Annotated in this window: 14 protein-coding genes; 9 read left to right on the top strand and 5 right to left on the bottom strand. The window is 54.0% G+C overall.

Annotated elements, in window-relative coordinates; genetic code table 11:
* Positions 1-252: 252 nt before the first annotated feature.
* Complete coding sequence (locus tag WCX19_RS00895; RefSeq protein ID WP_373003569.1) at positions 253-753, top strand: universal stress protein; 501 nt, start codon at positions 253-255, stop codon at positions 751-753.
* Positions 754-762: 9 nt separating this feature from the next.
* Here WCX19_RS00895 and WCX19_RS00890 read toward each other — a convergent pair whose 3' ends face one another.
* The 4 genes from WCX19_RS00890 to WCX19_RS00875 all read right to left on the bottom strand — a co-directional run bounded on the left by WCX19_RS00890 (position 763) and on the right by WCX19_RS00875 (position 4,627).
* Positions 763-1,710 (bottom strand): cation diffusion facilitator family transporter, encoded by a 948-nt coding sequence (locus tag WCX19_RS00890; protein ID WP_373003567.1) that lies wholly within the window; start codon positions 1,708-1,710, stop codon positions 763-765.
* A gap of 186 nt (positions 1,711-1,896) precedes the next feature.
* On the bottom strand, positions 1,897-2,670 hold the full coding sequence (locus WCX19_RS00885) for an ABC transporter ATP-binding protein (protein WP_373003564.1): 774 nt from the start codon (positions 2,668-2,670) through the stop codon (positions 1,897-1,899).
* Complete coding sequence (locus WCX19_RS00880; RefSeq protein WP_373003561.1) at positions 2,671-3,456, bottom strand: ABC transporter permease; 786 nt, start codon at positions 3,454-3,456, stop codon at positions 2,671-2,673.
* Positions 3,425-4,627, bottom strand: coding sequence for an ABC transporter substrate-binding protein (locus WCX19_RS00875; RefSeq protein ID WP_373003558.1), 1,203 nt, complete (start codon positions 4,625-4,627; stop codon positions 3,425-3,427). Before WCX19_RS00875 ends, WCX19_RS00880 begins: the two co-directional genes overlap by 32 nt.
* Here WCX19_RS00875 and WCX19_RS00870 point away from each other — a divergent pair.
* From WCX19_RS00870 to WCX19_RS00850, 5 genes are all read left to right on the top strand, one after another.
* Positions 4,626-4,793 carry a hypothetical protein gene (locus WCX19_RS00870; protein WP_373003555.1) on the top strand — a complete coding sequence of 56 codons (168 nt, stop codon included), beginning with the start codon at positions 4,626-4,628 and terminating at the stop codon, positions 4,791-4,793. The two genes, WCX19_RS00875 and WCX19_RS00870, sit on opposite strands and share 2 nt — an antisense overlap.
* Entirely contained in the window at positions 4,790-5,974 is a 1,185-nt protein-coding gene (locus WCX19_RS00865) for a M24 family metallopeptidase (protein WP_373003551.1), read from the top strand. Before WCX19_RS00870 ends, WCX19_RS00865 begins: the two co-directional genes overlap by 4 nt.
* A 67-nt stretch (positions 5,975-6,041) precedes the next feature.
* Entirely contained in the window at positions 6,042-6,752 is a 711-nt protein-coding gene (locus WCX19_RS00860; protein WP_373003548.1) for a sugar phosphate isomerase/epimerase family protein, read from the top strand.
* 63 nt (positions 6,753-6,815) lie between these two features.
* Positions 6,816-7,403 carry a YIP1 family protein gene (locus WCX19_RS00855; RefSeq protein ID WP_373003545.1) on the top strand — a complete coding sequence of 196 codons (588 nt, stop codon included), beginning with the start codon at positions 6,816-6,818 and terminating at the stop codon, positions 7,401-7,403.
* Between the two features lie 82 nt (positions 7,404-7,485).
* Positions 7,486-8,241: a SagB/ThcOx family dehydrogenase gene (locus WCX19_RS00850; protein WP_373003542.1), complete on the top strand. Its 756-nt coding sequence runs from the start codon at positions 7,486-7,488 to the stop codon at positions 8,239-8,241.
* A 644-nt stretch (positions 8,242-8,885) separates the two neighbouring features.
* On the opposite strand, the gene WCX19_RS00845 is transcribed toward WCX19_RS00850, so the two are convergent.
* Positions 8,886-9,737, bottom strand: a complete 852-nt coding sequence (locus WCX19_RS00845) for a TrmB family transcriptional regulator (RefSeq protein WP_373003539.1) — start codon at positions 9,735-9,737, stop codon at positions 8,886-8,888.
* 126 nt (positions 9,738-9,863) lie between these two features.
* Between WCX19_RS00845 and WCX19_RS00840 the strand changes: the two genes are divergently transcribed.
* From WCX19_RS00840 to WCX19_RS00830, 3 genes are read left to right on the top strand one after another with little or no spacing between them, the layout of a single operon-like run.
* On the top strand, positions 9,864-11,147 hold the full coding sequence (locus tag WCX19_RS00840; protein WP_373003536.1) for a COG1361 S-layer family protein: 1,284 nt from the start codon (positions 9,864-9,866) through the stop codon (positions 11,145-11,147).
* Between the two features lie 9 nt (positions 11,148-11,156).
* Complete coding sequence (locus tag WCX19_RS00835; RefSeq protein ID WP_373003533.1) at positions 11,157-11,828, top strand: ABC transporter ATP-binding protein; 672 nt, start codon at positions 11,157-11,159, stop codon at positions 11,826-11,828.
* Entirely contained in the window at positions 11,825-13,036 is a 1,212-nt protein-coding gene (locus WCX19_RS00830; protein WP_373003531.1) for an ABC transporter permease, read from the top strand. The genes WCX19_RS00835 and WCX19_RS00830 overlap by 4 nt, the downstream gene beginning before the upstream one ends.
* Positions 13,037-13,044: the final 8 nt, after the last annotated feature.

Here is a 13,044-nt window from a genome sequence, read left to right as displayed (position 1 = left end):
TTTTGATCCCGCCAAACTTTTTAAAAGGTAATGATGAGTGCCACCGCTCAGGGCAGGAAGCCATCCCAAAATTTCCTGTTATCCCATTTTCATAATTTCTGAGTGAACCATGCGGATTATGTCGATTTCTACGGGAGCAAAAAACGTTACCTTAAGTACTGCAGTATTATCCAGCGTAACGTGGTCCGAATGTTTGTAAATACGAGATCTAGGGACAGAACTAAAAACAGACGTAAATACCCGGGCGGGAAAATGAACCTGATTGATGATAAGCCCGAAAGAAAAGGCTTATACTCACGATTTGTGAAGAGAGAAAGGATGACAAAGGTATTTGAAAAGATTCTGATAGCAACGGACGGATCAGAGAAAAATCAACCTGCCGTGAAGAAAGGTCTTGCGCTGGCCCGTGAATTTGGATCAACGGTCTATGTCGTATATGTGGTTGACGATGTTACGATTACATCGGCGGAGGCAGGAGTATTAATAGGCGATCTTTATATGACGTTAAATAAAGAGGGAGAAAAAGCCCTTGAAAATGCAAAAATGATCGCAGACGGGCAAAAAGTAGAGACCTCCATTCTGTCTGGAAGACCTGCAAAGGTAATCACTGAGTTTGCAGTAAAAAACAACGTTGATCTGATCGTTGTCGGCTCCCTGGGTAAGACCGGTCTCACAAGGCTGATTCTGGGGAGTGTTGCTGAGAGTATCCTGCAAATGGCAGATTGCATGGTTCTTGTGGTAAAAAACAAATAATCCGGATAATCAGAGCCTGCCCCGTCCGCACCTGCCACTCGAAGGAATAATATTTACCGTACTTTTTGGTATTTTGGACTCCAGGGATATTTTCATCCGGTCGATCGTATCCTGCACCTCGCACATCGGCAGGTCTCCCCGGAATTCCAGGTAGATGTCGACATATACGCAGCCCCCGCTCCGCCGCGACTTGACCCCGTGGAGCTGTTCGTAGTGGTCGAAATGGTCTGCCAGTGCTTTTACCACCACGAGCTGGAGTTCCTCTTCAAGGGTCTGGTCAAGAAGATCCGGGAGTGACGAGCGGATCATCCCGAGCCCGGAATAGAGGAGAATTCCCATGATGATAAACGAGGCAACCGGATCGATATACACGGCCCACGGAAAACCTGCGCAGAGAATCGCGAGGGCCAGGGTGAAGAGAACCACGAGATTTGCAAAGGCTTTGAGCCTGAAAAGGCGCCACTGGGAATCCATGAGGGGCGAGGGTTCCCGTACCGCGATCCGGTAATTACGGATCGAGAAATAACCGTCAACGACGACCATCACGATGACGATGACAATGCCGGCCTGGACCCCGCTCGTCCCGAGAGATGTCGGAAAGAAGAGCCGGTAGGATGCGGCAAAGATGAGAATGACAAAGGAGATGATCATCACGCTGCCGGTGATGATCCGCGCAATATTTTCCCATTTTCCCATGCCGTAATCGTAGACGCCGGGATCGCCTCGTGCAATCTTGCGGGCGATCATCCATGAGATCAGGACACCGACGGCCTCGTTGACCGTCTTCATGGCGGAGGTATAGAGGGTAACTGATCCCGAGAGGACTGCTGCGGCAAGCTTGGGGATGGCGGGAGCCGCCGCTGCAAGAAGACTCAGGAACAGGGCTGATTCCCGTTCTTTTTCTGCTGCATGGGGGGAACCTTTCCCGCCCTGCAATGGTGTCCGGGTCGTATTCATGGGGTATCTTTTATTATTGAACGCAGTACCTGAAAAAATACCGGGATATGTCGTTATAAAAAAATGCGTTTGTCCGGTGGGTTTTATGAGATGCTAGATGAGCGGGGCGATCAACCTGACGTCTTTAAAAAAATTTTCTAGCAGACCCGGAGTGGAATTTTTTGACCCGGGCCGTAACGCTGGCTGTTACTGCCGGGTCGCACCCTGTTTCCCGAGCACTTTTTGTGTCACCTGCTCGCGGAGCCTGATGAACGCAGGATCCGCCGGGTCCCGCGGGTAAGGAAGATCGATTGAGTGGATCTCCGCGACCGTAGCCGGGCGTTCTGATAGAATCACGATCCGGTCTGCAATGTACACGGCTCCTTCAGGATCGTGCGAAACAATCAGGATCGTCGTCTTCATGTCCCTTCGGATCTCTAGGATCGCATCTTCCAGTTCCCTTCGCGTAAACGGGTCGAGTGCAGAGAACGGTTCGTCCATTAAGATGACGTCGGGTTTTACCGCGAGCGCCCGGGCTACCGAGACCCGCTGTTTCATCCCGCCCGAGAGCTGGTGAGGGAAAACTTGCGCAAACGCACCGAGATGGGTGAGCGACAGGAGCGTGTCTGCCCGCCGGCGAATCTCATCCTCCGGCACCCGTTGGGCGGAAAGCCGTAGACCGTACACGAGGTTTTCTTCCACCGTGAGCCACGGGAAAAGGGCATGATCCTGGAAAACCATAGCTGCCGACAGGCCTCCGTTCTCGTTTCCTGCATCCCACTGTACTGTGCCGGCATCCGCGTGTTCGAGACCCCCGATGATCCGCAGCAGCGTGGACTTCCCGCACCCGGAGGGCCCCATGATGCAGACGATCTCCTGTGCGCCGACATCAAATGAGATGCCGCATAGGGCGGGACAGGTCTTCCCGTCTTCAGAGAACGTCTTTGTGAGCCCGTCAAGGGAAAGAACCGGGTCCGTCATTTAGTCTCTCCCCTGCCAGCCAAAGAGCCGTGCCTGTCCTGCCCGAAAGAGGGCATCCGCACCAATGCCGATGATCCCGATAACGATCATGCCTGCCCCAATCACCTGGAGCTGCCCGAGATTGTAGGCGTACATGATCAAAAACCCGAGGCCGGCGGTGGTCCCGGGCAGCATCTCGGCTGCAACTACGCACATCCATGCCACGCCAAAGGAGACCCGCAGGCCGGTCCAGATCGTGGGGAGGGCACCGGGGATGACGACCGTTCTGAATTTTTCGAAAAAGGTCGCATGGAAGATCTCCGCAACCTCAATCCACCGTTTCTGGACGCGCTCCACGCCATCGACCGTGTTTATCAGGATCGGGAAAAACGCTCCCAAAGCAATGATAAAGAGGATTGACTTGAAACCGATTCCGAACCACGCAATGGCAAACGGCATCCAGGCAATCGGGGGAACCGGGCGGAGGATCTGGATGACCGGGTTGAGATAGGCCCGGACCTCGGCCGACCAGCCTATAAGAAGGCCAAGGGGGATGGCAAGTGCCGCGGCACAGAAAAAGCCGGTCAGGACTTCCCTGAGGCTCACGAGCATATTTGCCAAAAGGCTCTGGCCGCCGAGGATTGGGACAACCGGGGAGAGGAGCACCCCTCCGATCTCACCAATCTCCGGGAGGATGTAGTTGTTCTGGATGACCATCGCCGCCCCCTGCCATGCGACAAGGATGAGAACGATGACCACAAGGCCTTTGCCGTATTCACGCAGTGTTTGTCGTAAAGTCAGTACCATAAAATTTCACCGAGAGATTTTCGTATTCACATGCCTCGCGCACCATGTCCTCAGGGATGGAGCTCTGCACGGTCGCGATCACGACGGGTTTCCCGGCAGCAGAGCGGATTTTTGCCCAGCGGACAAAACCATCCCAGTCGTTACAGGGAGCGGTGTTTGCGACCACGAGGCCCGTGCCGCCCGTGTTAATCGACTGGATAATGGTCGCCGGGTTGCCAAGGCCGATCTGGAGTTCGGCCGGCACGGATCCAAGGTAGGCGCCTTCGAGGGCTTTCTGGCCGATCGTGGTCATGATCCCCCCGCCCGACTGGCCGGGTTCCAGGGTGACGTGGGCCATCGGGGTCCCGTTATAGAGAAGCGTGCAGGCGACCGGCCGGCTGGCTGAGGGGGAATCGGGGACGAGGCAGAAATTGTACCGGTCGCAAAAATACTGCGAGTCCTTGACCATGACATAGAGCGGAGCGTAATTATCGCTTGAAGGGATGTACCCGATGTTGAGGGTCGGGATATTTTCAGGAATCCGCGGGACGGCCGAACCATTTAAGAACGCGAGCCCCCGGAGCACTACGGCCCCGGGGTTGTCGGCATCAGGTGCTACCGCTGCCACACTTTTGACAATGCCGGAATCCGCAGGAACTGCAGTGGCAGTAAAGACCATGTTGTTAAAGGAGCGTTGTTCCACGGCGAGCGGTTCAAGCGATCCCACGGGTGTCAGGATCGGTTCATCCCCAAAGACCCATGCCGCCGTGATCTTCTCGGCACGGGCCGGGTCATCGTTGGTGCGGTTAATGGCTGCCATGGTCAGTGCGGAGAGGAGCGCCGAGATGTCCGGGTACTGTTCGATAGTATCGTTGCGCAGGACGAGGACGTTGATGGCGGCCGCATCCCATTTCCCCGGGGGCGGGAGATCTGACGGGACCGCAACCCGTTTTCCGATACCCGAGAGCTCGGCATTGGAGACCACCGGTTCCCAGACGAGAAACGCATCGATCTGGTGGGTGTTGAGCAGCTGGGGCATTGTTCCTGCCGAGGCGTACAGGAGGTAGACTGACGGGGAAGCACTGGTTGGGGAGGAAAGCCCGGGGACTGTGCCGAAACTTAACAGGATCAGAAGGGAGACGAGGAGGCAACTGGCAATAACAAGAGCGATAATCGGTTGGACTCCCCTCATGATGGCACAACTTTCGGATATGTACGGTCTTCCGGTATTTATGCTGCCGGAAAATGATCACGACAGCCCGGTTTTAGGTTACTATCGCAAAATTTTAAAATTCCCGTTCTGGTTTTCAGTACCGATAAATAGCATAGTCGGCCAATTTTTACAGGCAGAATCATGAAAGTCCCGTCCAGTGAACTAACACGAAGAATGGCCCGGTTCCGGGACCGGATGGACCGCGATCACCCGGACTGGGAGGTCGCGGGGATCACCGGGAAGATCAATCTCTATTATTTCACCGGCACCATCCAGGATGGACTGCTGACTATCCCGAGAGACCGGGACGCGGTCTTCTGGGTCCGGAGAAGCTACGAACGTGCAACCGCGGAATCAGAATTCCCGGATATCCGGCGGATGACGAGTTACCGGGACGCAGCGGCAGTCACCGGGAAAGTGAACAAACCGGTGTACCTGGAACTCGATACGGTCACGCTCGCCCAGTACGGCCGGATGAACAAGCATTTTGCATTTTCCGGCGTTCAGCCGCTTGACGCACAGGTGGCGAAAGTCCGGTCGGTAAAAAGCCCGTACGAATTTTCCCTCATGGAGCGGGCGGGAAAGATCCACCGGCATGTGTTAGAAGACCTCGTGCCGGACCTTCTCTTGGAAGGGATGGACGAGGTCGCGCTTGCCACCGAACTCTATTCGGTCATGGTACGGGAAGGTCACCAGGGGATCATTCGGTTTGGCATGTTCAACGAGATGGTTCTTGGCCAGATCGATTTCGGGACCAGTTCGATCGCTCCCATCTGCGTCGACACCCCCGGGGGGATCTCCGGCCTGCACCCCGCGATCCCCCTCATGGGGAGCCGGGAACGAAAACTCAAGAAAGGCGATCTCGTGGTGATCGATATCGGCTGCGGTGTCGAGGGATACCAGACCGACAAGACCATGACGTACATGTTCGGAAAAGCGATTCCCGATGTGGCGATCCGGGCCCACGAGCGGTGCGTCGCGGTGCAGGACGATGTCGCCTCGCTCCTTGTACCGGGTGCGATCCCCACCGAGATTTATTCAACGGTCATGGGCAGGCTCGAACCGGAATTCCTCGAAAACTTCATGGGCTACGGGCAGAACGCGGTGAAGTTCCTCGGGCACGGGATCGGCCTTGAGATCGATGAAAGCCCGGTCATCTCCAAAGGATTCGACGAGCCGCTCGAAGAGGGCATGGTCTTTGCCATCGAGCCAAAGAAAGGGATTAAGGATGTCGGCCTTGTCGGGATCGAGAACACGTTTGCCGTGACACCGGTCGGCGGCCGGTCCCTGACCGGGAACCACCCCGGGCTGCTGCCGGTCTATTAGGGCGGCCGTGATCCGGCCCGGATAAAAATCCATACCTATTTATCCCGTCTCATGATATCGCTCACCAATGATCGGTATCTCGACCTACTGCCTCATTGAAGAGCCGCTCTCCGATGCGCTGGACCGGCTCTCAGCTCACACCCGGCTTATCGAGGTCATGGACGAGGGCCTCCATTCTGTAACAAGCCCGGAACTTTTCGGGAGTTATTCCGCAGATTTCACGATCCATGCCCCGTTCCACGGCCTCAACATCGCCTGCGTCTTTGAGCCGATCCGCACGGCAAGTGTCGGGGTGATAACCGATTGTTTTGCGGTAGCCGCAGAGATTGGCGCCCCGGTTGTCCTCCACCCGGGGTATTTTGCCTGGGAGAACGAACGGGAGCTTGCCGGCCGGCAGTTCAAAAAATCCCTTCGGGAACTCAACGCCGCCGCCCGCGATCTCTCGGTCACGTTCTCGTTTGAGAACATGGGAGGCATGAATTTTTTCAACCTGCGGACTCCTGACGATCTTGCGATCATTGAAGGTTCAAAATTCACGCTCGATGTCGGGCACGCGAACCTCAACCGGTGCCTGCCGGGATTTCTTGCCACACCCTTTTCCCACCTGCACCTTCACGACAATAACGGAAAACAGGACTCCCACAGTACCGTGGGGGAAGGGAACATCGATTTTCGCCCGGTTATTTCTGCGATGAAACAGAAGAATGCGACCGCAGTTATCGAAGTAAAATCGTTCGACGGGGCCGTGGAGAGTTTACGGATCCTTGAAAGATGGTGAGGGTTTTCGGATTTTACATCACGCGGTCCCATTTTAAATAATTTTATGCCATACCAGCAAAGTATGATCGAATCACTTGTTGAAAAGGTCAGGGGATTCCTGTTCAGTCCCGGTGAAGCATTCCAGAAAGCAAAAGCCGATGAGACAGGAAACGTGTTTACCTATTTTGCCATTCTTGTCGTGATAAACGCAGTCCTATCTGCGATTATCGCTGCCATCTGGACGTCCATGACGCCCCTGTATGCACACGTGCTCGGCGGGGCGGCCGTTCCGATCCTTGTCTTTTTCATCGTGCTTGTTGCAGAGATCATTATCACGCTGGTTTTTGGGGCCTGGCTCCACCTGTGGGTCTATGTTCTGGGCGGACGCAAGGGAATCATGCAGAGCATCAAATCGGTGATTTACGGAAGCACACCGCGCCTTCTCCTTGGGTGGATACCGTTCATCGGCATTATCTTTCTCATCTGGTCGCTCATCCTCTGGATCCTCGGAATCCGCGACCTTCAGGAAATGAGCACCGGCAAAGCGATCCTTGCTGTCGCCATTGCGGTCATCATCCCGCTCATCGTCATCCTGCTCCTCGCAGCATATTTCATGACGTCGTACGTGATGACCTCGGAGACCCTCTCGGCGCCAACCAATTTCCTCTGATCATTTACCACTCTTTTTTTTACAACCAGGCCGGTTCACGCGGTTTAAATAATGCCGATAAGAAATTACACCGTGAACTGAAATGATCGATAACCGTCTCGTGATCATCCCGATCGTGATTCTCGCCGGGCTGGGCCTCATACTTGTCGCAAATATCTATTCTGCTCCCGCCCCGGGAGGGACCGGAGCCCTGCAAAAGACCGCGGTTTCCCTTCAGGATACCCCGACCATTGCCATAAACCAGAGTATCGCCCTGCCGGAGCCGGACCACAGCACCGCTAAAACGCTGGACGATGTCCTTCTAAACCGGCGCTCGGGCCGGCAATACCAGAACTCCGCACTCACGCTCCCACAGGTATCAAAAATACTCTGGGCCGGGCAGGGAATAACCAATAAAACAACCGGGAAGCGAACCGCACCCTCCGCGATGGCCACTTATCCGCTGACCCTGTACCTTGCAGCACACAACATCACTGGACTTCCGCAGGGTGTGTATGCGTACCAGCCAGCCGGCCACTCGCTTGTCATGTACGAAGATGGGGCGGGGATGTCGGCACTTTTGCAGGCAGAAGGTCAGAATTCTGCACTCACTGCTCCGGCAACAATCTTCATCGTCGCAAATTACACGCCGTTTGCACAGTTCGGCAACGACATGGCCCTCCAGAGCACGAGCATTGAAGCAGGGCACGTAGCCCAGAATGTCCTCTTAATGGCAACCGAACTAAATCTCGGCGGCGTTCCTATGACCGGGTATAATGCGACCAGTGTGGAAAACGCCCTCTCCCTTGACAAAAACCACCATGCGATCTACACCATCGCGTTCGGGGTCTCCCAATAATTTTTAGTGATCTTTCCCGTTTTTGATTTTTTATTTGCAGGAACGGATTCCCCGGGTCCAGTACTTCTCTATTTTTACGTTGAAAGAACAACCGCCGAAAATTCGTATGAGCCAGATCTGGAAGCGGGAGTACCCTTTTTTTGGCAGCCGCCACCCTCCTTTATGCCAGGAGGGGGTACCCCTCATTTAGGTGACACCCCCCACACCCGGGCCACAAGAGGGGGGTGGGGGTATCATGCTATTAAAAAATCGGTCGGGGGTCAGGGTACCTCTCATTTTTGGGAGCGGGGGGTACACCTTTGCAAGAAAAGAGGCCCCTACCCCCCCAAGCCATCGGCCGGCAAAATATACCTTCAGACGATAACTCCACGCGAATCACAGGTTTTGGAAATGCAGGAATGGGGGGTAGGCCCCCTCTTATGCCCGGACAGGTGGGTGGGGGTATCGTGCTTTTAAAAAATTGGTCGGGGGTCAGGGTACCTCCCGGTTTTGGGAACGGGGGGTGCCACCCCGGGCTGGTTGAGGTGGGTACCCCCAATGGACCGGGAATCGATTCGGCAAGTCCTATTAAAAAATTCTGATGTTTGCAAAGGAAAATTTAGAGAAGTACTGGGGTCAGGAATAAATTACCTGCGATTTTCCGGTCACACCCGCTTTTTCTTTTGATGTGGCGGGGGGAAGGAGAATTCTTCCCCATCGATAAACCGTCTCCAGTTGAGTTGGGTCATCAGTTTCATCTGGAAGATCGTACCCTTGTTCCTCGTATTGAGAACCGAAACCGATCCTGATACAAACGGCGGGATCATGAGAATCTCCTCGTCATCGACGAGCAGTTCAAGGGTATTTGCAAAATTCATGAATTTATTGGCTTTTGCAAATTCCGGGGGCGCAAATGGTGGAGGGACCATAAATTTTTCCGAGGATACAACATGGAGGTCTGCATTTTTTCCCGGGAATAGTTCATGCAGTTTTCTCTCAATGTCCGGTGAATCTGAGATCACGATAAGCCGCAACGAAACATTCCCGATGTTACAACGCTCAATACATGGAAGGTACCGCTCACCAATCATGCAGGTGATCTGGCTTTTTGCCTTCCTGAAAAGATCACGGATTTTGTACCCGATATTTGCATCACCGTAGATTGTCCACAGAGCGTCTTCCTTATCGGTCGGCACCTTCTCTGTTTCCAGTTTTTTTAAGCCCTCCAGTGCCAGGTGTGCGGCCCGCTTGTGATTCCCCATCAGGAGATCAATGGCCATTTCCGGGGAGACCGCACTGTACCGTGCCGGCTTGGACACTCTTTTTACGGCAAGCCCCATTTCCGCCAGATGATCCAGGGACTCGTACACGCTTGGCTTTGAGATGGAGAGAAAACCCACGAGATCTTTTGCTTCTGCATTATCGTACAATACCAGCGCGGCGTATACGCTCGCCTCGTAATTGGATAAACCGAGATCATTGAGCGATTTGACAAGAGACGCAGAAATGCCCACCATCTATCTAATGGTGATCGTTGAGTTGTTAAAAATTTTACTGCTTTTACAGAAACATTATTAACAATGTAAGGTAGACCTAACAAAGCAAGTTGTAAAAAATTTTACTACAAGTTTGAGGAAAAGCAAATGTTTGGAATAACACAACTTCGGAAAGACCCGGGTATCCGGGATCTGACAACACACAACAGATTGTCGCATCTGGGATCCGGGAAACAAATTTCCCCCCGCCGATCCGCGTTCGGAGCGTTCCTGCTCCTTATCGTAGCCATAGGATTTCTGGTACTTCCTGCAGGTGCCTACACTACACCCGACTCCCTTGTAGCTGCGGGCAAGGTCTACGTATCCAGTTATACGATCGATCCGGCCGTCCTCTTTTCCGGCGATACCGCCACAGCGACATTTTCTGTCACCAATGGCAACTCGAACTCCGGGAATACAACCACGCAGGGCATTGTAGTCAACCATGCGACATTCGGGGATAATAATATCCGGCTCGTGAGCGGGACATACGACACATCCTCAAATGTCGGGCCTCTCCAGATCCGGACATACGTGTTCTCCGTTGCAACCGACGAGTCTGACGGAACCTATTACCCGACGTTCTCGTTAGACCTGCGGGATGCCGACAGCCTGTTTTATCGTACCCCGGTCAAAGTGGACAATACCCCCCTTATGATGAGTGTTATAAGCAAGCCGGACACGTTCACTCAAGGGAAGAAGGAATCGGTAACCGTGCAGATAGCCAATCCCCGGCAAAATGATGTGAAAAATGTCATTCTTGAAGTAACTGGTAACGGGACAACGATAACGCCTTCAACGCAGTATCTCGGTGCGCTCAGCGCAAACTCCGCCACAAATGTGACGTTTTCTGTTACCCCGGATACGGAATCAGTTCCGACCATGACGGTGAAATATGACAACGGGGACAACCACCACTCGATCACCCAGTCACTACCGATAACGTTCGGGACCGACAAGAAGCAGGCAGCCCCCGAGATCAGTAATATTGTAGTGAAACTTAACGATGGGGTCTATCACGTTACCGGAGATGTGACAAACGCCGGCCTTACAACTGCAAACGGTGTGACGGTAAATGCCCTGTCTCCGGCCGTACCTCAGGACCCGTACAAAACCTACGTGATCGGTGCCTTAAAGCCTGACGATTTCGGCAGTTTCGAAGTAACCTTCGCCGCCAGCGGAGAGACCAGTATTCCGCTTCAGGCATCCTACAAGGATTCCGACGGGAACCTCCTCTCATCCGGGCAGATGGTGAGCCTGAGCCAAGCCACAGAAACCGATTCAAAGAACCAGCAGGGGGGCACATCGTTTGTCATCCCGGGCATCATCATCCTGATTGTGCTGGGAGCCGGCGGTTGGTATGTTTACACTAAAAAGATCAGGAAACAGTGAGGCCACATCATGGCACCGGTCATCCAGTTTAAGGATGTCGTAAAGATCTACCCGCTCAAGTCCGGGGATGTGATGGCACTCGATCACATCTCCTTTGAGATGGAGCGTGGGGAGTTTATCTCGATCATGGGGCCGTCAGGTTCGGGCAAATCAACACTCCTGAACATGATGGGCTGCCTTGATATGCCCACGAGAGGGGATATCTTTATCAGCGGGATTGGTGTCCGTGCGATGAGCGATGTCGAACTCACCAACCTGCGGCGGGACCGAATCGGGTTTATCTTCCAGTACTTCAACCTCTTCCCGCTCCTAAACATCATCGAGAACGTCAGTTTCCCCCAGATGCTCAAAAGCCAGAAACAGGTAGATGAGAAAAAGGCGATCGAAGTACTCCGGGCCGTCCAGCTTGATGAGGCACTCTATACTCATACTCCCCTTGAACTCTCGGGCGGCCAGCAGCAGCGGGTTGCAATCGCACGGTCGCTGATTAACGATCCCGACATCCTGCTCTGCGATGAGCCGACAGGCAATCTCGATTCAAAGACAGGGGCAAGCATCCTGGAGCTCATGACAGAACTGCACAGGAAAGGATCGACGATTATCGTGGTTACCCACGATCCCCATGTCGCGGAGTACACTGAACGGACGATCCGGATCGTTGATGGGAGAATCGCATCATGAGCGGGATATTCTGGGAGATCTCAAAGCGGAACATCCGGATCCACATGCTGCGCTCGAGCCTCGCCATGCTCGGGATCATCATCGGCGTCGTCGCCATAGCGTCCATGGGAATTCTCGGAAACAGCATGACACAGTCTATCAGTTCGAGTCTGTCCTCGGTCGGGGACAGCGTGATTGTCACACCCTACGCTGGCAGCGGCGGCATGGGACCGGGAGGCGGTGGAGGTGGCGGATCATCATCCGATCTGTATCTGACCGATCAGAACTACCAGAAGATCAAACGGGCAGTTGCCCCGAACGTGGCGATTCCGGTAATGTCAAAATCCGCCCACATGAAAGTGGGGGTGGGCAGTGATGATATCGTTGCGACCATGTACGGTCTGCCCCAGGATGATACAAAAGACCTGCTCCCGGATCTTGAAGCCGGGGATTACCCAAGCGGAAACTCGGCCTGCCTTGTTGGATCGACGTTTGCAAAGGACCATAATGTCAAAGTGGGGTCGCGGATCACCATAGGGCAGGACGGAGAGTACGGTACGCTCAGGGTGTCCGGCATCATCAAGGAACGGGGCATGAGTTTCGACATCAGCACCGACAGCGCCCTTGTGGCAACCAAGGACTGGTTCAAGACGGCCTTCGGCACGACCGATGACGAGCTAAACGAGGTCATCGTCAAGGTCAGCGATGGCGATACTGCCGATGTCAAGACCACCATTGAAAAGCAGCTCAACCGGAATACCAAGGATAAAACCGTTTCCGTAACCGACAGCAAGGCAACGCTCTCATCCATCTACGAGACGTTTGGGACGGTAACAACATTCGTGACTGCGATCGGCGGGATCTCAATGCTTGTTGCCGGGGTCTCCATCTTCAACATCATGATGATGTCCGTAAATGAGCGGATAAAAGAGATCGGGATCATGCGGAGCATCGGCACCCAGAAAAAAGAGGTGATGAATATGTTCATCTACGAGGCAGCGATCATCGGTGTGACCGGGAGCCTGATCGGAGGGGTCCTCAGTTTCCTTGGAGGGTATGCGGTGAGTGCCCTGATGCTCGGAACCACGGAGTATCTCTTCACCATAGCAAGCCTGGAATCCGTGGTCGAGGGCGTTGGGTTTGGGATCTTAATCTGTATTGCCTGTGGGGTATACCCCGCGTGGCAGGCAGCAAACCTCAACCCGATCGATGCGTTGCGGCATGAATGAGGAGGAAT

This window comes from Methanoregula sp. (assembly GCF_041663825.1).
Classification (GTDB): domain Archaea; phylum Halobacteriota; class Methanomicrobia; order Methanomicrobiales; family Methanospirillaceae; genus Methanoregula.
Note: the sequence above shows the minus strand (reverse complement) of the source record. Positions and strands in the feature narration are given on the sequence as shown.